This window comes from Ralstonia flaminis (assembly GCF_958415495.1).
Classification (GTDB): domain Bacteria; phylum Pseudomonadota; class Gammaproteobacteria; order Burkholderiales; family Burkholderiaceae; genus Ralstonia; species Ralstonia flaminis.
In genome coordinates this window covers 115,602-137,459 of the sequence record NZ_CATZLL010000017.1, presented here as the reverse complement: position 1 = coordinate 137,459, position 21,858 = coordinate 115,602, and the positions used below count along the sequence as shown (strand labels likewise).

Here is a 21,858-nt window from a genome sequence, read left to right as displayed (position 1 = left end):
GGGTTCGGTAAGCGGAGTGCTGGCTCATTGAGCCTCCGGGCGCAGGCGGTCGAGTTCAACAGCGGCGGTGCGCAAGTCGGCACGCGCGGCAATCAGGTCGTTGCGTGCCTGGCGGAAGACGCGCTGGGCGTCGAGAAAATCGAGGATGCCGCGCTCGCCGTGGCGGTAGGCGGCCTCGGCTACGCGCAAGGCAGATTCAGCCTGCTTGACCACGCCAGACTCCAGCGCGCTGACTTGCGACTCTGCAATCTCGTACTGGCGATAAGCGGATTCCACCGCCTGGCGGGTCTGCAGCTCACGGTCACGCAGCACGGCGCGGGCGCGCTCAAGCGCCGCCACCGCTTCGCCTACCGGGCCGTCGCGCCGGTCGAACAGCGGAATCGACATCACCACGCCCACGCGGTTGTCCTGCAAATCGGGGGCGCGATCCACCGTGCCGCGCAGTGCGAGCGACGGCCAGCGCTGGCTGCGCTCGTGCGCCAGGCGTGCCTCACCTTCGCGCACGGCGGCGCGATCGGCTTCGAGATCGGGGTGGGTTGCCACCACCATGCTGACAAGATCGGCCAGCGGCGGCAGATGGGCCACGGGCGGTGCATCGGCGCCGGCATCCACGTCAAAGGCCTGCGGGAGATCGGTGCCAACAGCGCGGCGCAGTTCGGCCAACGCCTGCTGCACACGCAATGCGGCAGCCTGCTCGGTGCGTTGTGCGTTGAGCAGCTCAGCATCGCCACGGATCAATTCGTAGCGCGGGGCCTCGCCGGTTTCCACACGCACGGCAACACGGCGGCGAATCTGCTCGACCAGGGTCACGTCTTCGCGCGCATTGCGTTGCTCGGCCTCGCGGCGTACGACGTCATAAAAGCGCAGCTTGAGCTGGGCATCCACGTCGCGCGCTTGCGATCGTGCGGTGGCCTGTGAGCCTTCGTAGGCGGCATCCGCAGCCTGCGTGCGGGCAGCACGCTGCCACGGCAGGTCGAGCTTCTGCGTGATCGACACGCTGTTGGTGCGGCCTTCTGCCGCACCGGGCATGCGGGCGCGCTGGCGGCCGGTCATCGCCTCAACTTCGGGGTTGGGCCAAGCGCGCGCGGTGATCATGCCGGCCTGCGCGGCGCGCACCTGGGCCTGCGATGCGGCGAGCGCCGGGTGATTGGCGCGCGCCAGTTCCAGCAATTGCGGCAGCGTATAGCGCGGCAGCGGAAGCGCCTCATCACGTGGCGCGGTGGGAGTGGTTACAGGCACCTTGGCCTGCGGGGGTGCAGCGGAGGCAGCGGGGGCGGAAACCGCCGATGCCGACAACAGCGTCAGCACGGCGGCAAGAAGCAAGCGTTGCGACGCACGCGCGCCCGCAGCGGGGCACGGTCGGGCCGCGTCCTGGTTGGACAACATCCGGATCATCCTGAAAAAGAACAACAGCCAAGCGCGGGCACCCCGCCTGTCAAGAACAAGGCAGGTGCCGCACTACGAACTCAAGGGAGTGGCTTCCGGCAAGCGCCGGAGGAGATCAGACGTGCGCGGGCGGGCGCAGCATGGGTGCCGGCACAGGGCCGGCCTGGAATGGCGGGAGCGCAACGCGGACGCGCGCGACACGCAGGCCGGGCGCAAGCGTCATGGGAGGCGGCGGCAGCCACAGTTCGGGCGCGTCGCTGGGGTGATCAGGGGCAGCAGCGTTGCTGGAGGGGGCATCGGGCGCGGTGTGCGCCTGCGCCACCCAGTGCTCCACGCTGAAGCACTGGCCGGGCTGCTTGACCAGCTTGCCGAGCGCCACCTTGATGGCGCGCTCGAAGCCCTTGCTGGGCTGGGCAACCGGCTGTACGTCGTCCAGCGCATCGTCAACGACGGCCTCGATGGCTTCCAGCGCATCGTCAGCGGCTTGCCCATCGGGGAAATGCGTGGCCGAGAACACCGTAACGGTAAACAGCAGACACCAGATCGTGACGATCCACCGTACGCCGCGCGCGCGCGACAGCACGCCACGCGCGTTAGCGCGAGGCATCGTCGGCAAGGCGAGGCGAAGATTTGTCACAAACATGGGCCCCGAATACTAGCAGGAAAATTGCTGCATCTGCACATAACTTCCGGCAGAACGCACGGATGTCACTCGGAATCGACCTATCCGGCGCGAATCCGTTCCATTTCCGGGCAATACCATCTTCACCCAGTCGTCCAGCTCCATGGGCATGCGGTTAAGCGATGCGCCAGAACAAGGGCATCGGCACTGGCGACTGCCTTCTGAGTCGCAAGCGGCGAACAGGGTTGACTGCACGCGTAAGTGTATCTACACTGGTTACACTTTATCTGACCGCCATGTCCACCAGCAGCCGCTTCGCCGTCGCCGTGCATATTCTGACCCTGCTTGCCAGTGCAGAAGGGCCGGTGCCATCGTCGCTCATTGCGGGTAGCGTGGGTACCAATCCGGCGTTGATCCGCCGCCTGGTGGCGCAGTTGGCCGAAGCTGGTTTCGTCAGCTCGCAGATGGGCGCAACGGGCGGCGCAACGCTGGCGCAGCCGGCAGATCGCATCACCCTGCTCGATGTGTTTCGTGTGGTGGAATCCTCCGTTCTGATCGCGCTGCCGCCCAACGCACCCAACCCGGCGTGTGATGTGGGCCGCGAGATCACCGGGGTGCTGGAGCGCGTGACCGAACGCGCGCAAGCCGCCATGGAAGCCGAGCTGGCCGCGCAGACCATCGCGGGCATGCTGGAAGAAGTCGGACACGCACAGAAGCGTCGTCGCCGAGCCTAGCGTCTTGGCGTTTTTTTTACCGCCATATGTAACTACGTTAATTACATATCACCTCATAACCGCTTAACAAGGAGTTGAACCATGAAGATTGCAATCATTGGCGCCACCGGGCGCGTAGGCACCCGCCTGATCGACGAAGCCCTGCGCCGCGGCCATCAGGTGACGGCTATTGCGCGTACCGCATCCAAATTGCCGGCACGCGCAGGCTTGACCGCCAAGGACGTGGATGTGGCAGACCAGGCCGCGTTGGTTGCTGCGCTGGCGGGCAACGATGTGGCCTTCAGCACCGTGCGCTTCCTGCAGGCCAATGCGGACCAGATCGTTGGTGCGGTGAAGAAGGCGGGTGTGCCGCGCTTGCTGGTGGTGGGTGGCGCCGGCAGCCTGGAAGTGGCGCCGGGCGTGGCACTGATCGACACGCCGCAATTCCCGAAGGAGTACTTTGCCGAAGCCTCGGCAGGCCGTGACTTCCTCAACGCGCTGCGCACGGAAACCGAGCTGAACTGGACGTTCGTGTCGCCGTCGGCAATCTTCGAACCGGGCGAGCGCACAGGCCACTTCCGTGTCGGCAAGGACACGCTGCTGGTGGATGCCAACGGCAAGCCCTGGGTGTCGATGGAGGACTACGCCATCGGCTTCCTCGACGAGGCGGAAAAGCCGGCGCACCCGCGCCAGCGCTTCACGATCGGCTACTGATCAACGGCAGGTGGACGGCACCGCCAGCGCCTTCTCAAAGGGGTCGCGGCGCAGGCTTGGGTCTTGCGCGTTCAGGCAGTAGGCGCTACCGCCCACCTCAACACGTGCTTGCCAGCGGCCAGCGGTGCCGCGCGATTCCTGAACCGGCCCGGCTACGCGCGGCGTGGATGCGGCGTCCGGCCCGAACGCGTGGCCGGCACCGCGTGCTGTGCTTGCCGCAAGATTGTTTTCTGCCTGAGACCGTGTGCGCGGAGATGGTGTTATCGATGCGCTGAGGTCGAGCGTGCGGGCCTCGACGGTGTCGACCGTGGCCGGCGCCGCAGAGGCCGATTCGGCGGCCTCGGTGCGTTGCGTTGGCGCCGGTAACGCAGCCCGCGAACTGCGGGCCGCTGCTTTTGCTGGCGGCAAAGGCATGGGGGGCGGTGAAATCTCGACGCTGAGCAACCGCCCGTGCAGCAGCGGCTCATCGCGCTCGACGGGTGGCGGATGCTCCCGCCACCACGCCAGCAGTGCCAGATGCCCCAGCACCACCAGTGCCAGGGCGATCAGCCTTGATCTGCGCCAGTCAGTGGCTGGGCGTATCAGCCATGCCGGGTGGCGCGTCATCTGGCTCGATCGGCTCGGGGGCGCTGTCCAGTGCCGGAAGACGGATCACCACGGCACAGCCCTTTCCACCCGGGCCATCCTCAATGGAGACCGAGCCATTGCCGAGTTCGACAATGCGCCGCACGATCGCCAAACCCAGGCCGCTGCCTTGCGACTGACTGCCGCGTGGGCGGTAGAAGCGCTCGAACACACGTTCACGCTCATCGGGCGGAATACCCGGGCCGGTATCTTCAACGCGTAGCTCGATCATCGGCACGGCTGTACCTGCAGTCGCACCCGCCCCGCCTTGCTCAACTCGCTTGACCACCACGCGCACCTCACCGCCCTTGGGCGTTTCGCGCACAGCATTGTCGAGCACGTTTTCAACCAGCGTGGCGGCGTCTTCGTGTGACACCGACACCCACGCCTGATTGGCACCTTCGTACGACAGCGTGACGTTGCGACGCTCCGCGCGTGATGCCTGCTGAATCACGCCGCTGCGCGCGCAACCGGCCAGATCGGACAGCGCACCTTGCGCCAGTTGGGCTTCCACACGGCGTGCATCGAGCCGCGCGATGGCCAGCAACTTGGCCAGCGATTGCGTCGCACGCGAAATGCCGCGGTCAAACTCGCGCAGTGCGGTGGAGCGATCGTCCTCGCTGTCGGAATGCGAGACGACATACGCCTGTGCCTGGATGGCCGCCAGCGGCGTACGCAATTCGTGCGCGGCATCGGCAAAGAAGCGGCGATCTGCCTCGATGCCACGTCGCACACGCGCGAAAAGATCGTTCAGTGCTTCCACCAGCGGCTTCAGCTCGGCATGCTCGACGCTTTGCACGGGGTCCAGATCTGCCGAGTCACGCGACTCCACCTGACGCGTGAGCGTGCGCAGCGGCTTGAGACCGACGTGTGCTGCCCAACCCACCATCACCATCAGCGCGGTCGCGAGAATGGCCAGCGCCATCGCCACTTCCTGAAAGAGATCACGAATGGCTCGTTCATAGGCAGAAAGCGGCTGCGCCACGGTGGCCGTGAGCTTGCCATCGACGCTGTCCACCGTATAGCTGCGCCACGGTTTGCCCTCGAGCATGATCTCGACCACGGTCTCGTGCGCCTTGCCACAGGGCATGGTGGGCGCGCCCGGGAAAGCGGTGATGACGTGCCCGGCGCGATCGCACAGCACGTAGCGGAATTCACCAGGGAGGATGTTGGGCAGCGAGAGTCCCAGCTTGATGTCGGTGAGGCGGCGCAGGAATTCCTCCCGGCGCGGCACGTCATCCATATTGAGCGTGGTGAGATCAGCGTAGGCCTGCGCCGACATGCGCAGATCGCTCACCACCTGACGGCTGTTGGTGCGGGAGATTTCCAGATGGGCGATCACCAGTTGCACCAGCAGCATCAGCACCAGTGCCAGCAGGATCAGCACATACAGGCGAAACGACAGCGACCGGACCCGCAGGATCGCTGGGACCGTCAGCTTCAACGGTTGCCTCCGATCATGTAGCCGACACCCCGGATGGTCTGGATGGTGTCGTTACCCAGCTTGCGGCGCAGGTGGTGGATGACGACTTCGAGTGCGTTGGCGCTGACGCTGTCGCCTTCACGATAGAGGGCGTCCATGAGCGTTTCGCGCGGGACCCAGCGATGGGCGCGGCGCACGAGCTCAAGCAGCAACTGGTATTCACGCGGGGTGAGTTCGATGATCTGCCCGTCCTGCGTCACGCGCTTTTGCGAAGGCTCGACCACCAGGGCGCCGACGCTCCACTGGTTGGTGCTCTGCCCGGCATGGCGGCGCAGCACGGCACGCAAGCGGGCGACCAGTTCATCGACAGGGAACGGCTTGACGAGGAAGTCGTCGGCACCGGAGTCCAGGCCCTTGAGGCGTTCGGACAGCGCATCGCGCGCGCTGGCAATGATGACCGGCACATCGCTATGCGCGGCACGCAGTTCTTCGAGGAAGGTGTGGCCTTCACCGTCGGGCAGGCCGAGGTCGAGCACGATGGCCTCGAACGTGTTGGTGGTGATCCATTTCTGTGCGTCAACCAGGCGGCGTACCCAGGTCGCGTTATAGCCGGCCTGACGCAGCGCGCGGGCCAGTGCGGTGCCCAACGGCAGGTCGTCTTCGATGAGGAGGATGGCGTTCATGCGAGTGAGTCTTGACGGGTCGACGGTAAACGGACAGCCGGCACCTGAGAAACAGGCGCCGGCAAAGCTGGAAATCTACCCCAACGGACTGAGATTTGCCTTAAATCTGCCGCGGCAATATGCCTCACACATCACCTTGAAGCGGCACCAGCAGCGGATATCCGCACGCGCGGCAGCACTTGGCTATCATGAGGCCGCATCGATTGATTTCCTCTTCGCCCTCCCATTCCCGGCCGCGCCATGTTCCGCCTGCCTGCCCTGCCCACCACTGCCACTGCACCGTTCTGCCCATCCGAAGTGCGCGGCACCGTGGCCATCCCGCCCGGCCTGCCGTTGTGGAAGAAGCTGCTGCGCTTTGCCGGGCCGGGGCTGCTCGTGTCTGTCGGCTACATGGACCCGGGCAACTGGGCAACCGACATCGAGGCCGGTTCACGCTACGGTTATTCGCTGCTGTTTGTGGTGCTGCTCTCCAGCTTGGCCGCGATGGTGCTGCAGTGTCTGTCGGCGCGACTGGGCATCGTCACGGGCAAGGATCTGGCGCGCGCCTCGCGCGACCGCTACCAGCCTGGGGCCGTGCGCGTGCAATGGCTGCTGGCCGAGCTGTCGATCATCGCGTGCGATCTGGCAGAGGTGTTGGGCTGCGCGCTGGCGTTCCACCTGCTGCTGGGCGTGCCGATACTGGGCGGCGTGGCACTCACCGCGCTGGACACGCTGATCGTGCTGGGCCTGAAAGGGAAGAACTTTCGCCAGCTTGAAGCCATCGTGCTGGGCCTCATCCTCACTATCGGCCTGTGCTACTTCGTTGAGCTGCTACTTATCAAACCGCACTGGCCGTCGGTGGCGGCCGGGTTGATGCCGTCGTGGCAAAGCGTGAGCGAGCGCGAGCCGCTTTACCTTGCCATCGGCATCCTCGGCGCGACGATCATGCCGCACAACCTGTATCTGCATTCGTCCATCGTGCAGACACGCATGACGGCCAGCACGGAAACCGCCAAGCGCGAGGCGGTGGGCTTGTCGCGGCTCGACACCATCATCTCGCTCTCGCTGGCGCTGCTGGTAAACGGCGCCATCCTGATACTCGCCGCCGCGGCATTTCATGCCAACGGCTACCAGGACGTAGCCGACATCCAGGATGCGCATCGCCTGCTCGAACCCATCGTCGGCACGGCAGTGGCCGGCGCGCTGTTCGGCATCGCGTTGCTGGCGGCGGGGCAAAGCTCTACCTTCACCGGCACCATCGCCGGGCAGATCCTGATGGAGGGTTTCCTGGACCTGCGCATCCCCTGCTGGCAGCGGCGCCTGATCACACGCGCGCTGGCGCTGATCCCGGCATTCATCGGCGTGGCCATGCTGGGCGACCACGCCATCGGCAAGCTGCTCGTGATCAGCCAGGTGGTGCTCGGTTTTCAGTTGCCGTTTGCGATGTTTCCGCTGATTCGCATGACCGACGATCGCACGCTGATGGGCGTGTTTGTTAACAGCCGATTAACGTCCGTACTGGCGTGGGGTTTATTCGTCGCCATCAGCGTCGCCAATCTGTGGCTGGTGTGGCAGGTGCTGGCCGGTTGAGGGATTCCCCCCCCAAAAAAATCCGCGCACGGCAACACGCGCCGCCATTAGAATGCGCGCTTTGTTGCGCAACCCGGCCCTGCCCGCGCTTGCACCATCAAGCAGCGTGTGAAGGCCGTACTCGCCCAGCCTTGAGCGCGAACCCGCCTACCGCCTCCGCCCTGCCCGACGCACGCACGCCCTCTCGCGACTATCAGGCGCGCCATTTCGTGCCGATGATTCTTGCGCTGAGCAAATGCGGCGTGCTCGGCTACGGCTTTGCGATCATGCTGGGCTGGTCGGTAGGACTGTTGCATCGGCCCGAGCCGCTGCTCGCGTTGCTCGTGCTGCTGATGGCCATCGTGCTGACTGCGCAACGGCATCGACATACCGGCCTATGGGGGCCGTTGGCGCTCGCCCATCTGCTTGCAGAAGAGGTGGCCATCATTGCGTTTGGCTATCAGGCCGGGCTTGAATGGGTGCTGCCGGCGTTCTACCTGATGCCGCTTGCCACCAGCCCCGCCTGGCTGACCCGACGCGATTTCTGCATCGCGATGGCGCTCTGCACGGCTGGGCCCGTCGTCGCGCTGCTGATCGCCCAGGACCCGGTCACGACGTTGCACCACGGCTGGCTAGGCCTGGTGCTGTACCTGCCGATCTGCATTGCCGCCTCAGCCGTCATTCATCACTACCTGCTGCGTGCGATGGCGCGGCACTATGCCGCTGAGATCAATCTGGCCGACCGCGCCAACACCGATCACCTGACCGGTATGCTCGCGCGCCAGCGCTTCTTCGAGCTGGGCAGCTTTGCGGTGGAGCGCGCCCAGCGCCATGCGGAGCCGCTATGTGCGCTGTACCTCGACGTCGACCACTTCAAGGCCATCAACGATGCATGGGGCCATGCGGCCGGTGACGAGGCGCTGGTTTCATTGTCCGATGCGCTGGCCGACGTACTGCGTCCGAACGATCTGTTCGGCCGGCTGGGCGGCGACGAGTTTGCCGTGCTGCTGCCCAACTGCGGCTTGACCAACGCGCTCGCCGTCGTGGAACGGCTGAAAGCCGCCGTGAGCGCCAGCGAAACGCCGGTCGGTCCGCTCACGATCAGCGTGGGTGCAGCGCCGCTGCGGCCAGGGCAGGATCTGGCCAAGCTGCTGGCAGATGCCGACATCGGCCTGATGGAAGCGAAGCGACAAGGGCGCAACCGCGTGTGTGTGCCGCCCGGCGCGCAGCACACCACCGCCGACGCCTGATATCAGGCCGGCGTTGGTGCTGGCACCGTTTCAGCAAAGCGCACCGGCTGCCCCTCCGGCTGACCAACGACCGCGCCCTCCCTCATCACGAGCCTGCCGCGCACGACGGTCGCGATGGGCCAGCCTGTTACGCGCAGGCCGTCGTACGGCGTCCAACCCGACACGCTGGCAATCCAGGCATGCGTGATCTCGCGCCGCGCTTTCAGATCGACCAGCGTGAGATCGGCGTCGTACCCGATCGACAGGTGCCCCTTGGATTCAATGCCGAAGATGCGCGCGGGCCCGGCACTGGTCAGATCCACCAACCGCTGCAGCCTGAGCCGTCCGGCGTTCACGTGATCCAGCATGACCGGCAGCAGCGTCTGCACACCCGTCATGCCACTCGGCGACGATGGGTACGGTCGGGCCTTTTCATCCAGCGTGTGGGGGGCGTGGTCGCTGCCGAGCACATCCACCACGCCGTTGCGGACAGCCTGCCACAGCGCCGCCTGATGGCGGGCGTCGCGCACGGGCGGATTCATCTGGGCCAGCGTGCCAAGACGCTCGTAACACTCGGGCGCCACCAGACTCAGATGATGCGGCGTGACTTCAACGCTGATGCTGGCACTGGCCTTGTGCTGCGCCAGGAATGCCATCTCCTCGGCGGTCGATACGTGCAGCACGTGCAGGCGGCGGCGCGCCTCCATCGCCAGGTTCACCACACGCCGCGTCGCCAGGAGCGCGCTCTCGGCATCGCGCCAGACAGGGTGGTCACGCACGTCGGCGGAATGCTCGACCAGGGCTCGCCGCTCTCTCAGCCGTGCCTCGTCTTCGGCATGCACCGCCAGGCGCCGCCGCCCCTGGCGCAGGATGCGGCGCAGGACGGCCGTATCGTCGACCAGCAGATCACCGAAGGAACTCCCCATGAACACCTTGACGCCAGCGCAGGCCTGCAACCTTTCCAGCGCGGTCAACTGATCCGCATTGGCGGCAGCCCCGCCCATGTAGAAGGCGTAGTCACACCATGCGCGGCCGCGGGCACGCTCGCATTTGTCTTGCAGATCCTGCGCGCTGAGTGTGAGCGGATGCGTGTTGGGCATTTCGAACACGGCCGTCACACCGCCCAGCACGGCACCACGCGTGCCCGCTTCCAGGTTCTCTTTGTGCGTGAGGCCGGGCTCGCGAAAATGCACCTGGCTGTCTATCACGCCCGGCAGCACGTGCAGCCCCCGGGCATCGACAGATTCCTCAGCCGTCCAGCCTTGCGCATTGAATGCGACGATGCGGCCAGCGCTGCAGACAACATCGCCTGCGTGCAGCCCGCCCGGCGTTGCGAGCGTACCGCCGCGAACGATTAGATCAGCGTGCCTCATTGCATCAGGCCTCGAAGGTGGCCTGAATGCGCTTGTACCCCTGCACAAGGTGGTTGTTGGTGCGTGCTACGTCTTCGGAAAATGCGGATTCGCGCGCGGACACCTTTCGGATGCTGCGCAGGTCGGTGTCGGGCCCAATGCGCTCTGTGGACGGCACGTAGAAGCCATCCGGCAGGTCGCAGCCGTCCACCACGGCGTTGTGCCGCACGACGCCTCCCTGCCCGATCGTGCAGTTGAACAGCACGCTGTTGAAGCCGATGAACACACCATCGCCCACCACGCAGGGCCCGTGCACGATGGCACGGTGCGCAATCGATGTCCGTTCGCCAATGATGACGGCGGCACCTGACTTGGAATGGATGACCACACCGTCCTGAATATTCGAATGCGCACCAATGACGATGGGCTCCATGTGGCCGCCCTCGTCCACCTCGTCTGCGCGAATCACAGCATAGGGGCCAATGAACACGTTCTCGTACACGATCACGCGCCCGCACACGATCGCGGTCGGATCAACAAAGGCACTCGGATGAATCTGCGGCAGATCACCGCGCGGGTTCTGCCGGATCATGCGTTAGGCCACTCGGGAAACGGGTTGGCATAGCGCTTCCAGGCGTGCGGGCCGGCAGCCATCTCGGTGTCGGTCAGCAGGCAGGCGTCAAAGCGCACGCGCAATGTGGTTTCGTCCATGCCCATGCCGATCAGGACGATCTCCTGGCGTGCGTCGCCCACGCTGCTGTCCCAGTGCTGGTGAATCGTGGCAACGGATTCAGGGTCGGTTGGCCAGCGCTCAGGGGGCACCGCCGCCCACCAGTAGCCCGCTACGTTATGCCGTGCCATCGCACCCGCCTGCGACCACGCCCCAGCATGCGCCGGATGGCTTGCCAGCCAGAAGAAGCCCTTGGATCGCACCACACCCGGCCACTCGCTTTGTACCCAGTCGAAAAAGCGCTGTGGATGAAACGGCCGGCGTGCCCGATAGACGAAGCTGCCGATGCCGTAGGTATCGGATTCGGGCATATGTTCGCCGCGCAGCGCCTTGAGCCAGCCTGGCGCCTTGGCGGCCTCGTCAAAGTCGAACCGGCCCGTGCCCAGCACACGATCGATCGGAACCCGGCCAAACATGGCGCGTTCAACGCGGGCGCGCGGATTGAGGCGGTGCAGGATGCCCTCCAGGCGTGTGAGATCGGCGTCGCTCATCAGGTCAGTCTTGTTGAGCACGATCACATCGCAGAACTCGATCTGATCGACCAACAGGTCCACCACCGTGCGGTGGTCTTCCGCGCCCATCGATTCACCGCGTGCCTGCAGGCTGTCACGCGACCCGTAGTCGCGCAGGAAGTTATACGCATCCACCACGGTCACCATGGTGTCGAGCCGCGCAACGTCTGCCAGCGCCGTGCCGTCTTCCCCCTCGAAGGTGAAGGTCTCGGCCACCGGCAACGGTTCGGAGATGCCGGTGGATTCAATCAACAGGTAGTCAAAGCGCCCTTCCGCTGCCAGACGACGAACCTCGACCAGCAAATCTTCGCGCAAGGTGCAGCAGATGCAGCCGTTGCTCATCTCGACGAGCTTCTCGTCTGTGCGCGAGAGTTGCGCACCGCCATCGCGCACGAGTGCGGCGTCGATATTGACCTCGGACATGTCGTTGACGATGACCGCCACACGCCGCCCCTCGCGGTTGTTCAGGACATGGTTGAGCAGTGTCGTCTTGCCCGCCCCCAGAAAACCGGACAGGACGGTAACGGGCAGACGGGTGGACGAAGTCATGGGCAGATTCACAGCGATCGCACCTTATGCAACTATGTTGCAACAGAAGATAACGCAACTGTGTTGCATTTGCAATGCGCGTATCAATCCATGCGGCACAGTTTGTGCGACGCGACATTGCGTGACTTTGCACGGAGATGTCCATGGCCATGGAGTGGCTCAACGTCCATACCTTCCTGCGCATACCGGCGCGAGACTGGGCTGCAGCGGCGCTCACGGTGGTGGCCACGTATGTGGTGCTGATGAGCGTGCTGCGCCTGATCGGCAACCGGCTGGACGTGCGTGCGCACCGCACCGGCTACCGTTTCGACACGCTGACTGCGGCCGTGCTGCGCGATACGCATCCGCTGTTCATCGGGCTGGCGGCATTGCTGGCCGGTTCGTACTTCATCGAGTTGCCGACACGCTTGGCCAACAAGCTGGACCACATCTGGTTCGTCATCATCGGGTTCCAGATTGCGCTGTGGCTCAACCGGGGCGTGAAGCTGTGGGCACGTGACAAGCTGTCCGCGCAAACCCAGACCACGCGCAACCCGGTCATTACATCGATGATGGCGTGGGTGCTGCGCTTTGCACTGTGGTCGATGCTGTTGCTGGCCATCCTGGCCAATGTGGGCGTGAACGTCACAGCCTTTGTCGCCAGCCTGGGTGTGGGGGGTGTGGCCGTTGCGCTGGCGGTGCAGAACATCCTGAGCGACTTGTTTGCCTCGCTCGCCATTGGGCTGGACAAGCCGTTCGAGATTGGTGACTTCATCGTCTTCGAATCGATTGCCGGCACGGTGCAGCACGTGGGGCTCAAGACCACACGCATCCGCAGCCTCTCGGGCGAAGAGATCGTGACGTCCAACACTGCGTTACTCAAAAGTACGATCCACAATTACAAGCGGATGCAGGAACGACGCATCGTGTTCGCGTTCGGGGTGACGTACGACGCGCGTGCCGCGCAGTTGAAGAAGATCCCGGACATCGTGCGCCACGCCGTCGAGACGGCGGGAGATACGCGCTCCGATCGCGCGCACTTCAAGGAATTTGGCGAGAACGCGCTGAACTTCGAGGTGGTGTACTTCGTGACCAGCCCCGATTTCAACCTCTACATGGATATCCAGCAGCGCATCAACCTGGCGATTCTTGAAGAGCTGCAGAACCTCGGGGCAGCCTTCGCACTGCCGACCCGCACCATCCAGCTTGTGCGACGCCATGGTGAACCCGTCGAGCCCGATGGGCAGACCCATGGACAGCCGCCGCAAGGTCTGCAGTACCCAGGCACACGGGCTAGGGCGTAGGCGACGTTCGCAACGGTTTGGCTGGCATCGACTGAAAGGCCGCGTCGATGCTGCGCCAGAGCGGTCGCGTGCGCGGCACCATGTCCTGCCGGAAGTACCACCAGAAGTAGCCGCCGACGAATCGCGGATGCGCAATCGACAAGCCGTAGAAGTGCGCGATCAATGCGCCCTTGCCTGCCGCATGGCGTGTGCCGACCTCTCCAAAGCCAAGCATCGCCTGCGGAAACAGGCTTCCAAGGTGGTCGAATACGGCGTTCCAGTCGGGCGGTGCGATCTTGCAATCGTCTTCGTAAAAGCTGATGAATACATAGTCCACGCCATTGCGCAGGCTTGGCGGCAAATTGTGCTCGGTCCAGTCAAACATGGTGCGTGATGGCGTTTCAGCGCAGCCTTCGTTGTAGTAGAGCGTGAGCGCCGTGCGGCCACCGCGCTGCTTGATGGCGTCGTAAGCGGCCAGCGTCTTGTCGATGACATCGCGCGTGCTGCCGGTCCACTCGCCGTTGATCTCGTTGCCGACTTCCCAGATGTCGACGTTGCGGCCCAGCGCATCAACGTACGTGGTGGCGCGCTCGCGCATCTGCTGCACGGTGATTTGCCTGAGCGTGGACGAATCGACCAGCTCGCCCATTACGTAGGCCACGCGCCGGATGGCAGCGACAGGCGCGGCGTAGTCCGGTGCGTCCATCCCTTCATCAAAGACGATGCGCACGGTGGGCGTGCGTGACAGGTGCGAGAGCGCATCGACCACGGCGGGCACGTTGTCCACCGCATCCACCGTCACGCCATATAGCGGCGCGGGGCCGGCAGGCAATGTGCCCACCGGCCCCGCGGCATTTGTGGGGGCGCCCAACACCAGCGTTGCTGCCGCCAGTATCGAGCGCATCCAGCGCATGACTACTGCGCCGTGCTGGCATCTACCCAGGTAAAGCCCAGGTTGGTGATGCCGGTAATGATGGTTTGGAAGTCCGCATAGCCTGGCGTACCAAGATCGGGTTCAAGCCAGAATGGATGGAAGAAAAACGAAGCAAAACCATCGCGCACAACCAGCGCATAGTTGGCGTTCGTCAGGATGTCCTGTGCGGTGTACGTCAGGCACGACGACGGGTCGATATTGCAGATGTTGTACTCCACGTTACCCAGGTTCTCAGGAATCACGCGCTGGCCGTAGTAGTCCTTCTGAATGATGTAGGGGAAGAACTGGCCGACCGAGAAGTCATGGCCCGGCGTGGTTGCATTCAACGTCTGCGGGTTGCTTGACGTGTAGTACACCACGCGTTGGTATGTGTTCTTGAAGTACTTCGGCACCGCCGCAATGGCCAGTGGAGAGGATTGGTAGTGTGGTGCCTCCCATGCAAACGGCGTGTAGCCGTTGAGCTGCAACTCCAGTAACCCGGCAGACAGGCGTCCTGCCGCCCACTGCGTTGAATCCTCATTCACCGGCCGGTTCAACGTAGCGAGCCAGAACTCGTAGTCGTTCGCGCTGACGGCGTTCACAAGGTTGGGGATATTGCTGTACTGGTGCGTGTAACCGTGCATCAGGAGCTTGCCGCCGCGTGCAATCGAGTAGTTGAGCGCTTGTTTCAACCCTGTCGCATTGACCATGTGAATGGTCTGTGCCACGCCACCGTTGTAGACGCCATTCGGGTCGGTGTAGAGCGGGATGGTTGCAAGCGAGAACGGGATCTTCTTGCCGTACAGATAGCCTGCCAGCGTTTCGATCGACGATACGGTATTGGTGGCGTTGAGGTCCTCCAACCTGACCAGCGCACGATGCTGCGTCGGCGCGTTGGTGCCGAGAATATCGTGCAGCATGTCGCAGACCACCAGATAGCGATCACGCGGTCCGATGAACGAGAACGGCATGTCGGCGAAGTACCAGAAATTGCCGGAGCGGATTACGTACGGCACGGCCGGATATGCGGTGGGATTGACCGAGTTAGAGATGGTCACCAGAGCCGTGGCCTTGGTGGCATCGGCCACCGCCGTCACGCCAATGTCTGGATCTGCGGAAATGGCCCCGGTCGTGGCGTTGAACGCGTAGTACTTGGTCATGGTCTGGTTCTTGTACGTGACCGTATCGTAGAAACCAGGGTTGGGGGCGCTAGCCGACGGCGCAGCATTCATGCCGGCGAGGCTGGAGAATGTGATGCCATAGCGCGAGGTGAACGGATACGCCGTGTTCCAGGCCAGCTCCCACAGGTTGTACTTGAACCAGACGACAGTCTTTTGCGTGGTGCTCACGTCGGACAGGAACGCCGCCGGTATAGGGTTGGCGTAATAACTGCCCATATAGAACGTGGCGGTGTACTGCTCGGTCATGCCAGCCGTGTAATTCTGCACGGGCAGCATCGTGATGGTGGTATTGAAGTGCGCGAGCAGGTTGTACAGCATGATCGCGTACGCCTTGCCCAGGTTGGTGTACTGGTCATTGGCGGGCGCATCGTACAACACCAGGATGGGAGCCGGCGTGGTCTGCGCCGAAGCCGTTGTGCCGACCGTCACGCAAATGGGCCCGAGCCCAATGGTGCAAGTGGACGCCTGCGCTGGCCCGGTCAGCGAGATGCCGAGCAGGCTGCCCGCAAAGATCAGTGCGCATAGGAACTTACGAAACATCGATTTCATGATGGCTCTCCGACTCATGGGCGATACACCGAGCCATCCGCTTGGCGGTAGAGCCCGAGGTTGAAGTTGGGACCACGGTCGTGGCCACGTTCCGTGCCGGTTGGCTCGTTCTCTGGCATGCCGGGACGGATTTCGGTCATGCCAGGTGGGCGCGGCGGCGGAACGACCTGCCCGTTTTCATCCATGACGCCGTAGCCGTAGGCGCGTCCGCCCCCGGTCACGGGCTTGTGTGTGGCCACAGCCACAACAGCTGCCTGTACGGGCTGCCCGGCCACGACCGTGCCATTGGAGGAAGCGGATGCAGGCTTTGCCTTGTCTGCATCCATGCTGGGATTGCGCTGCTCAGCCCCCCCTGTAACCACGGCAGGAACCCCCGCATTGCCGGCCCACGGTGGCGCCAACACCAGCCATCCGGCAACCAGGGCGGAGGCCAGCAAGATGCCAGCCCCGATGCGTTTCGCTTTCATCCAAGCCTCCTAGCCGTTCAGGCGTTGCGCAGACGCAGCCTCAAGCGCCGTGGCGCGTGCCGCTTCCAGATTGATGATCTCGGCCTCGGTGGCCGGCTTGCGAACGAGTTGCGGGCCACGCGCCACCACCTTGGTGGGCGCCTCGAAGGCCGCTTTCAATGCATCGACGATGCGACGGCATGCGTGGCCATCGCCATATGGGTTGTGGGCTTGCGCCATGCGCTGGTATTCGTCGGAGTCCTGCAGGAGCGTTTCGGCTTCCGCCACGATGCGCTGTGTATCGGTGCCAACCAGGCGTGCGGTGCCGGAAGCCACGGCCTCGGGCCGCTCGGTTGTGTCACGCGTCACCAGCACCGGTTTGCCCAGCGCAGGCGCCTCTTCCTGAATGCCGCCGGAATCGGTGACGATCAGATAGGCTCGGTCCATCAGGTAGACGAACGGCAAGTAGTCTTGCGGCGCGATCAGATGAACGTTGTCATGGCCTGCCAGGATGGCGTTCACCGGCTGCTGCACGTTCGGGTTCAGATGCACCGGATAGACGATCTGCAGATCCGGGTGGCGCGCCGCCAGCAAGCGCAACGCCACGCAGAAGTTCTCGAACGGCTCGCCAAAGTTTTCGCGCCGATGCCCGGTCACGAGAATCATCCGCCGCCCCGCGTCGAAGAATGGATAGCGCGCGGCCATCTCCGCCGATAGCGCTGCATCTGCATCCAGGCGCCGTTTCACAGACAGCAGTGCGTCGATAACGGTGTTGCCGGTGAGCGTGACCTGGCTCGGGTCGATGCCTTCATCCAGCAGGTTCTGGCGCGATTCAGCTGTTGGTGCAAAGTGCCACGTGGTCACGGAATCGGTCACGCGGCGGTTCAGCTCCTCCGGCCACGGAGACCAGATGTTGCCCGTGCGCAATCCTGCCTCGACATGCCCCACGGGGATACGCCGGTAGAACGCTGCAAGGCTGGCGGCCAGTGTGGTGGTGGTGTCGCCATGCACCAGCACGGCGTCGGGCTGGAAAGCATCCAGTACGCCGTCGATGCCGCCCAGCACGCTGGAGGTGATGCCCGACAACGTCTGCCCAGGCTGCATCAGGTTCAGATCAAACTCCGGCACGATGCCGAAGAGCTGCAAGACCTGATCGAGCATCTGCCGGTGCTGCGCGCTCACACACACCGCCGACGTGAAGCCTGCCTCGGCTTGCAACGCCTTTACCAGCGGCGCCATCTTGATCGCCTCTGGCCGCGTGCCGAACACTGTCAAAATCTTCCCGGTCATCTTGCTCTCCCCATGTCATTTGCATCGGCTGGTCACTCCAAGCGCGACGACGAGCGCGTCGCTTCTGACACCGGCGCAGATTTCACCCTAGAGCGAAGGTCGTGCCATGTATCCCGCCTGGTCTTGCCCTGGCGCTACGACGCCATCGCGCGTGCACCACTGCCCTTCATCGTCGTTGCCCGTACCCCTCGTTGATCAAAATCGTTTCATCCGTGACACCTGGGCTCCTGGCCGCTAGAACCAAAGGATGGCGCGCGCTACTACGCCCTTCGCCCGGTCGGCGTGGGTCAGGGGCAGACGGTATTGCACGGTGAGATCCAGCCAACTGGCCGGGGCGCTGTATTGCGTCTCTCGAAACCAGTAGCGAAAGTTGATGCCGGGGCCGATACCCAGCGCGAGTTGCCGGTCAGTGGCCTTGTTGTCATGGTCACCAGCCAGTACCACGTGCGGATAGACCGTCAGGTGATCGCTGATCGAGTTGAGTAACCAGGTGTGGCCGTAGCGCGCTTCGGTGCTGATGATCATGCGGCCCTGATTGAGGAAGTACGCGCCTTCCCCATACGCCTGCCAGGTCTGCCAGCGCGGTTTGGTGACCTGCAGGTCGATGCCCTGGTCGGTGGAGAAGCCGATGCGCAGCAGCGTGTCATTGACAGACTGGGTACCGATGCGGATCAACCGCTCGGCGGTGAACACCAGATTGAGATCCTTGATCGGTTTGTAGCGTGCACCCACCGACCCTTGCGCCGTCGGCAAGCCGGCGATGCCGTTGCCGTCATACAGGTTGTCGTAACCGCGCACGAAGAGCTGGAAGATGCTGCCGTCGCGATAGCCGATGCCGGGAGGCTGCCAGTAGACCTCCGCGCCCCCCTGCAGCACGCTTACCGTGTTGGGCAGGCCAAACGCCGATGTCTGGTACGCGCCGGACAGCACCATGCCCCAGGTGCGCTGCATCTGCTCCACCTCGCGGCGATAGCCGAAGCGGCGGTCAGCGGGAAGGCTGTCATTGCCATTGCCGCCAACGTCGCTCTTGGTATTGGCGTCGGTATCGGCTACGTCCAGGCTCTTGCGGAACAGCGTGATGGCGGTCGGGTTGTCGCCCAGGCGCTTGGCAGCGTAGGCGGCATCCGCGTAGTGGCTCCAGTTGCCCTGCCCCGTAGCGAAACCGCGCTGAAAGGCTGCGAGCGCTGCACGGTCATCGCGTGCCCGCAGGTGGTCATAGGCTTCGTTCAACGCGCGCTGGCCGGCAACGCGCGCGTCGTCAGCCGGTGCAACCGGACTTTGCGCCTGCGGTGCCATCGCCTGGGCAAGCAGTGCTTGTGCGTAATGTTGACGGGCAGGGTCTGTCGCGCGTTCGGCAGCCAGCTTGGCAGCCTGGGCAGCGCCAGCGCGATCGCCCAACTGCAGCCGCGATTGCGCAAGACGCAGTTGCACGTCAGGGTCGGGTTGATCCTGCAGCGGCGTCAGTGCATCCAGCGCTGCCTGCGGGTGCTTGGCTGAATACGCGCTGTCCGACCACGCAAGGCGCAGGTTGCGCTGCTCCTGCGGTGTCCAGTCCGTGCCCTGGACGGCACGGGCGAAATCCTGTTCGGCCGTGGCCGGGTCATTCGCCTTCTGCGCGAGGAACCCGTGCTGCGCATACATGCGCGGCTCGTTGGGGTACTTCTGCACGAGGGCATCGGCTTGCGTGCGCGCCGCATCCAACTGGCCTTTGCGCGTAAGCACATCGAGCAGCAGCAGGTTCAGTTGCAGGCTGTCAGGCTGCACGACCAACGCGGCGCGCGTGGCGGCTTCGGCATCATCGAGCTTGTTGGCGTCGATCGCATGGTAAGCGCGGTCCGCGCGGAAGTACGCGTCGGGCTGAAGCGGTTGCGCCGTCTGCTCCGCCATGGATACACCATGACATAGCGCCCAAACTGCGGCAGCGATGGGCCACCTGATCGGCCAACCTGCGCGGCGCGGGGTGGAACGGATGGTTCTCTCGGTAGTCATGCCACACCTCCCGCAACAGATGGATTGGGGTGTACCTCAGGGCCGGAGGCCAGATCTTGCAAGACCGGCCCCGAAGGTATCGGGGGGATGGGGGGAGCCTCGGTTGCGGATGCCGTGCCTGCTACTGCCGGGCCGGCGCCCGTCATGGATTCAACGGCTAGCGTAGCCGAATACGCCGCTGGGCCAAATACGACGGTGGCACGGCGATTGGGGTCAGCCATCAGCATCAACTCGGCCGACATCTCGTGGTCGCATGCCATGAAGCACGCAACCTTGCGCCCGGCCGCGCGGGCCAACTCGTCCAACACTTCACCATTGGGCAACTCCGACACGGCGACATTCAGCGAGCCGTCCTCGCCAATGGAAAACGGCACCACGTGATGCCGCACAGCCAGGTCGCGCGGCAGACAATCCGCCAATGCGCCCAACACGACGTTGGTCAGACTCACGCGCGGCAGGTCAACCTGCTCGGCCAGCGCATCGGCCAGCGTGTCGGGCGTGATCAGCCCTTGCTGGACCAGGATGGTCCCGAGCCGGCGGCCGGTTTCGTGTTGTATGGCCAAAGCCGCATCAAGCTGCGCCTGCGTCAGCACTTCCCATTTGAGCAACGTTTCACCCAGCATGCAGCGTGTGCGGCCGAGCGCATCGTTCGACAGGTAGGTGTGCTGGGTCTTGTCCCACGCGATCGGCTTACCGGTCAGGCAATAGATCAGGAAGATCTTCCACGCCCGGCATACCGAGAAGAAGTTGATGAAGTTGTTCACCACCAGCCTGGGCAAGCACAGCACGCCCTGCAGCGGGCCATTCAGGCGCCCGACAAAATACACGCGCTGCGCCAGCCGGTTGAACAGCAGCGTTGCGTTGACGGCCAGCAAGTCCTGCATCCATGCAGAGCCGACCACGAAAGAGCCATCCGGAATCGCAACCCATCCCTTAACCAGCAGCGCACCGATCACCAGATAGTTGAGCGAGAGCACATACGCCAGGATCGAAAACAGTGCGGTCACCACACCCTTGCGGTCACGGAAGAACATGTACCGGGTGATGAGGTTGCCCTTCCACCCCATCTGCAGCCAGCCCTGGAATGCAATGCCGAGTACCCAGCGCGCACGTTGCCGGTAGGCGGTTCGGAACGTGCTGGGGAAATACTCTCGCGTAGCCAGCAACTGCGGGCGCACGCCACGGCGGCGCCCAAGGCGCCAGCGCGTGCGCGTGTTGCCCTCGGCGTCTTCAGTAGGCGCCGCGTTTTCACAGATCGGGAAGTGCACGAAGGCTTCACGCATGCCCAATTCACGCAGGCGGAAGCTGAAGTCGTAGTCCTCAGTCAGCGTGCTGGTATTGAAGGGCGAATCACCGCGCACCTTCATCACGGCCTCAATGGCACGACGGCTGTAGCACAGCGCCACACCTGCCCCCGGCACCGTGCCGGTCAGGGCCTGACGCGCCACCAGATCCTTTTGGTGTGTCTCTGAGAAGTCATCCATGTAAGTGCCGGCCACCCACTCGTACCACTTGCGCTCAAGCGAGAGCACCGGCAGCTGCACAAGATCCTGATCGCCGATGAAGTAATTGAAATACTTCAGCTCCAGCGGGTGAATCACGTCTTCGCAGTCGTGCATGATCACGCCCGCAAAGCGGATGCCGTGGCCTGCCTCGTGGCGGATGATGGTCTGGATGATGGTGTTCAGGCAGTCGGCCTTGCAGGTGGGGCCGTCGTGCGTGACAGCCGCCCGCACCACGCGCCCCGGATAGCGGCGCACCATGCGCTCGACCTCGGTGGTGGTTTCCGCATCATTGCGGTAGGCCCCGGCAAAAATGATGAAGTGCGTGTACTCCATCGTCGCCAAGGTGTTCTCCACCATCTTGGCGATAACGTCGTACTCCTTCCAGGCCGGCACCATGATGGCCAGCCACCGCTCCTCGCGCTCGCGTAGCGCCTGGGCCGAGATGGTGACGGGCGTGCGACCGCGCTGCGGCCAGAGCCACAGTTCCCGCACCCAGTAGAAGGCGTCCAGAAAGAAATCGTCGGCGGTGCTGATGAGGATGACGAGCGTGGTCGCCACCGTCAGCGTGTTGAGCAACGCCAGGTAGATTTCCCATGGCACATCGCTCATGGCCCCTCCCACGCGCCGGCGTCAAAAAG

The 21,858-nt window shown here is 64.0% G+C and carries 19 protein-coding genes; 5 read left to right on the top strand and 14 right to left on the bottom strand.

The window, feature by feature from the left end; translation table 11 throughout:
* Positions 1-24: 24 nt before the first annotated feature.
* Both R2N11_RS22725 and R2N11_RS22720 read right to left on the bottom strand, forming a co-directional pair.
* The gene (locus R2N11_RS22725; RefSeq protein ID WP_316682461.1) at positions 25-1,386 is read right to left on the bottom strand and encodes a TolC family protein; all 1,362 of its coding nucleotides are present in this window, start codon (positions 1,384-1,386) and stop codon (positions 25-27) included.
* Positions 1,387-1,501: 115 nt separating this feature from the next.
* The gene (locus R2N11_RS22720; protein WP_316682460.1) at positions 1,502-2,029 is read right to left on the bottom strand and encodes a hypothetical protein; all 528 of its coding nucleotides are present in this window, start codon (positions 2,027-2,029) and stop codon (positions 1,502-1,504) included.
* 275 nt (positions 2,030-2,304) lie between these two features.
* On the opposite strand from R2N11_RS22720, the gene R2N11_RS22715 reads away from it, so the two are divergent.
* Together R2N11_RS22715 and R2N11_RS22710 are read left to right on the top strand one after the other, a co-directional pair.
* Positions 2,305-2,742 (top strand): Rrf2 family transcriptional regulator, encoded by a 438-nt coding sequence (locus R2N11_RS22715; RefSeq protein ID WP_199030217.1) that lies wholly within the window; start codon positions 2,305-2,307, stop codon positions 2,740-2,742.
* An 81-nt stretch (positions 2,743-2,823) separates the two neighbouring features.
* Positions 2,824-3,435, top strand: coding sequence for an NAD(P)-dependent oxidoreductase (locus tag R2N11_RS22710; protein WP_316682459.1), 612 nt, complete (start codon positions 2,824-2,826; stop codon positions 3,433-3,435).
* Here the strand turns inward: R2N11_RS22710 and R2N11_RS22705 are convergent, their stop codons facing one another.
* From R2N11_RS22705 to R2N11_RS22695, 3 genes are read right to left on the bottom strand one after another with little or no spacing between them, the layout of a single operon-like run.
* Complete coding sequence (locus R2N11_RS22705) at positions 3,436-4,041, bottom strand: hypothetical protein (RefSeq protein ID WP_316682458.1); 606 nt, start codon at positions 4,039-4,041, stop codon at positions 3,436-3,438.
* Positions 4,001-5,503 (bottom strand): ATP-binding protein, encoded by a 1,503-nt coding sequence (locus tag R2N11_RS22700; protein ID WP_199030214.1) that lies wholly within the window; start codon positions 5,501-5,503, stop codon positions 4,001-4,003. The genes R2N11_RS22705 and R2N11_RS22700 overlap by 41 nt, the downstream gene beginning before the upstream one ends.
* Positions 5,500-6,165 (bottom strand): response regulator, encoded by a 666-nt coding sequence (locus R2N11_RS22695; protein ID WP_199030213.1) that lies wholly within the window; start codon positions 6,163-6,165, stop codon positions 5,500-5,502. Before R2N11_RS22695 ends, R2N11_RS22700 begins: the two co-directional genes overlap by 4 nt.
* Before the next feature lie 240 nt (positions 6,166-6,405).
* On the opposite strand from R2N11_RS22695, the gene R2N11_RS22690 reads away from it, so the two are divergent.
* Positions 6,406-7,734: an Nramp family divalent metal transporter gene (locus R2N11_RS22690; RefSeq protein ID WP_316682457.1), complete on the top strand. Its 1,329-nt coding sequence runs from the start codon at positions 6,406-6,408 to the stop codon at positions 7,732-7,734.
* Positions 7,735-7,865: 131 nt separating this feature from the next.
* Positions 7,866-8,963, top strand: coding sequence for a GGDEF domain-containing protein (locus tag R2N11_RS22685; protein ID WP_316682456.1), 1,098 nt, complete (start codon positions 7,866-7,868; stop codon positions 8,961-8,963).
* Positions 8,964-8,965: 2 nt separating this feature from the next.
* Here R2N11_RS22685 and R2N11_RS22680 read toward each other — a convergent pair whose 3' ends face one another.
* From R2N11_RS22680 to zigA, 3 genes are read right to left on the bottom strand one after another with little or no spacing between them, the layout of a single operon-like run.
* Positions 8,966-10,315 carry a dihydroorotase gene (locus R2N11_RS22680; protein ID WP_316682455.1) on the bottom strand — a complete coding sequence of 450 codons (1,350 nt, stop codon included), beginning with the start codon at positions 10,313-10,315 and terminating at the stop codon, positions 8,966-8,968.
* A 4-nt stretch (positions 10,316-10,319) separates the two neighbouring features.
* The gene (locus R2N11_RS22675) at positions 10,320-10,886 is read right to left on the bottom strand and encodes a gamma carbonic anhydrase family protein (protein WP_199030209.1); all 567 of its coding nucleotides are present in this window, start codon (positions 10,884-10,886) and stop codon (positions 10,320-10,322) included.
* Complete coding sequence (gene zigA, locus R2N11_RS22670; RefSeq protein ID WP_316682454.1) at positions 10,883-12,085, bottom strand: zinc metallochaperone GTPase ZigA; 1,203 nt, start codon at positions 12,083-12,085, stop codon at positions 10,883-10,885. The genes R2N11_RS22675 and zigA overlap by 4 nt, the downstream gene beginning before the upstream one ends.
* Before the next feature lie 149 nt (positions 12,086-12,234).
* On the opposite strand from zigA, the gene R2N11_RS22665 reads away from it, so the two are divergent.
* Positions 12,235-13,368: a mechanosensitive ion channel family protein gene (locus R2N11_RS22665; protein ID WP_316682470.1), complete on the top strand. Its 1,134-nt coding sequence runs from the start codon at positions 12,235-12,237 to the stop codon at positions 13,366-13,368.
* Here the strand turns inward: R2N11_RS22665 and R2N11_RS22660 are convergent.
* The 6 genes from R2N11_RS22660 to R2N11_RS22635 all read right to left on the bottom strand — a co-directional run bounded on the left by R2N11_RS22660 (position 13,358) and on the right by R2N11_RS22635 (position 21,829).
* Positions 13,358-14,260, bottom strand: coding sequence for a hypothetical protein (locus R2N11_RS22660; protein WP_316682453.1), 903 nt, complete (start codon positions 14,258-14,260; stop codon positions 13,358-13,360). The genes R2N11_RS22665 and R2N11_RS22660 overlap by 11 nt on opposite strands.
* 2 nt (positions 14,261-14,262) lie before the next feature.
* On the bottom strand, positions 14,263-15,990 hold the full coding sequence (locus tag R2N11_RS22655) for a DUF2334 domain-containing protein (RefSeq protein ID WP_199030166.1): 1,728 nt from the start codon (positions 15,988-15,990) through the stop codon (positions 14,263-14,265).
* A gap of 14 nt (positions 15,991-16,004) precedes the next feature.
* Positions 16,005-16,457: a hypothetical protein gene (locus R2N11_RS22650; RefSeq protein ID WP_316682452.1), complete on the bottom strand. Its 453-nt coding sequence runs from the start codon at positions 16,455-16,457 to the stop codon at positions 16,005-16,007.
* Between the two features lie 9 nt (positions 16,458-16,466).
* Positions 16,467-17,726, bottom strand: coding sequence for a non-hydrolyzing UDP-N-acetylglucosamine 2-epimerase (wecB, locus tag R2N11_RS22645; protein ID WP_316682451.1), 1,260 nt, complete (start codon positions 17,724-17,726; stop codon positions 16,467-16,469).
* Positions 17,727-17,960: 234 nt separating this feature from the next.
* On the bottom strand, positions 17,961-19,715 hold the full coding sequence (locus R2N11_RS22640; RefSeq protein WP_316682450.1) for a bacteriophage N4 adsorption protein A: 1,755 nt from the start codon (positions 19,713-19,715) through the stop codon (positions 17,961-17,963).
* Positions 19,712-21,829, bottom strand: a complete 2,118-nt coding sequence (locus R2N11_RS22635) for a glycosyl transferase family protein (protein ID WP_316682449.1) — start codon at positions 21,827-21,829, stop codon at positions 19,712-19,714. The genes R2N11_RS22640 and R2N11_RS22635 overlap by 4 nt, the downstream gene beginning before the upstream one ends.
* Positions 21,830-21,858: the final 29 nt, after the last annotated feature.

What these genes read in the sequence shown, in the direction of transcription:
- R2N11_RS22690 (WP_316682457.1), top strand. Translation starts at nt 6,406, where the DNA reads ATGTTCCGCCTGCCTGCCCTGCCCACCACTGCCACTGCACCGTTCTGC.
- R2N11_RS22640 (WP_316682450.1), bottom strand. Translation starts at nt 19,715, where the DNA reads ATGACTACCGAGAGAACCATCCGTTCCACCCCGCGCCGCGCAGGTTGG.
- R2N11_RS22680 (WP_316682455.1), bottom strand. Translation starts at nt 10,315, where the DNA reads ATGAGGCACGCTGATCTAATCGTTCGCGGCGGTACGCTCGCAACGCCG.
- R2N11_RS22705 (WP_316682458.1), bottom strand. Translation starts at nt 4,041, where the DNA reads ATGACGCGCCACCCGGCATGGCTGATACGCCCAGCCACTGACTGGCGC.
- R2N11_RS22665 (WP_316682470.1), top strand. Translation starts at nt 12,235, where the DNA reads ATGGAGTGGCTCAACGTCCATACCTTCCTGCGCATACCGGCGCGAGAC.
- R2N11_RS22695 (WP_199030213.1), bottom strand. Translation starts at nt 6,165, where the DNA reads ATGAACGCCATCCTCCTCATCGAAGACGACCTGCCGTTGGGCACCGCA.
- zigA (WP_316682454.1), bottom strand. Translation starts at nt 12,085, where the DNA reads ATGACTTCGTCCACCCGTCTGCCCGTTACCGTCCTGTCCGGTTTTCTG.
- R2N11_RS22710 (WP_316682459.1), top strand. Translation starts at nt 2,824, where the DNA reads ATGAAGATTGCAATCATTGGCGCCACCGGGCGCGTAGGCACCCGCCTG.
- R2N11_RS22725 (WP_316682461.1), bottom strand. Translation starts at nt 1,386, where the DNA reads ATGTTGTCCAACCAGGACGCGGCCCGACCGTGCCCCGCTGCGGGCGCG.
- R2N11_RS22650 (WP_316682452.1), bottom strand. Translation starts at nt 16,457, where the DNA reads ATGAAAGCGAAACGCATCGGGGCTGGCATCTTGCTGGCCTCCGCCCTG.
- R2N11_RS22655 (WP_199030166.1), bottom strand. Translation starts at nt 15,990, where the DNA reads ATGAAATCGATGTTTCGTAAGTTCCTATGCGCACTGATCTTTGCGGGC.
- R2N11_RS22720 (WP_316682460.1), bottom strand. Translation starts at nt 2,029, where the DNA reads ATGTTTGTGACAAATCTTCGCCTCGCCTTGCCGACGATGCCTCGCGCT.
- R2N11_RS22715 (WP_199030217.1), top strand. Translation starts at nt 2,305, where the DNA reads ATGTCCACCAGCAGCCGCTTCGCCGTCGCCGTGCATATTCTGACCCTG.
- R2N11_RS22660 (WP_316682453.1), bottom strand. Translation starts at nt 14,260, where the DNA reads ATGCGCTGGATGCGCTCGATACTGGCGGCAGCAACGCTGGTGTTGGGC.
- R2N11_RS22675 (WP_199030209.1), bottom strand. Translation starts at nt 10,886, where the DNA reads ATGATCCGGCAGAACCCGCGCGGTGATCTGCCGCAGATTCATCCGAGT.
- R2N11_RS22635 (WP_316682449.1), bottom strand. Translation starts at nt 21,829, where the DNA reads ATGAGCGATGTGCCATGGGAAATCTACCTGGCGTTGCTCAACACGCTG.
- wecB (WP_316682451.1), bottom strand. Translation starts at nt 17,726, where the DNA reads ATGACCGGGAAGATTTTGACAGTGTTCGGCACGCGGCCAGAGGCGATC.